At 60.8% G+C, this 482-nt stretch carries 1 protein-coding gene; it reads right to left on the reverse strand.

Features of this window, described 5'->3' with window-relative positions:
* A partial coding sequence (locus tag ACODRW_RS24335) for a GTP-binding protein (protein ID WP_488906925.1) occupies nucleotides 1–482 on the reverse strand: 482 nt, incomplete at both ends.

Below are 482 nucleotides of genomic sequence, written 5' to 3' on the forward strand. Positions count from 1 at the left end.
TCCAGCAGCTTGCGGAACATTTCCACGCCGGTGCAAGTAGTCTTCGCGGTAGCCTTCAGGCCCACGATTTCCAGTTCTTCGCCGACTTTAACAATGCCGCGCTCTACGCGACCGGTTACCACGGTGCCGCGGCCGGAGATCGAGAACACGTCTTCGATCGGCAGCAGGAACGGCTTGTCGATGGCGCGTTCCGGAGTCGGGATGTAGGAATCCAGAGCAGCAGCCAGCTTGAAGATGGCCGGTTCGCCGTATTCGGACTGGTCGCCTTCCAGCGCCAGACGAGCGGAGCCGATCACCACCGGGGTGTCGTCGCCCGGGAAGTCGTAGGAAGACAGCAGATCGCGAACTTCCATTTCAACCAGTTCCAGCAGCTCAGCGTCGTCCACCAGGTCGGCCTTGTTCAGGAACACGATGATGTACGGAACGCCAACCTGACGGGACAGCAGGATGTGTTCGCGGGTTTGCGGCATCGGACCGTCAGC

Source organism: Chromobacterium sp. FG89, assembly GCF_057808735.1.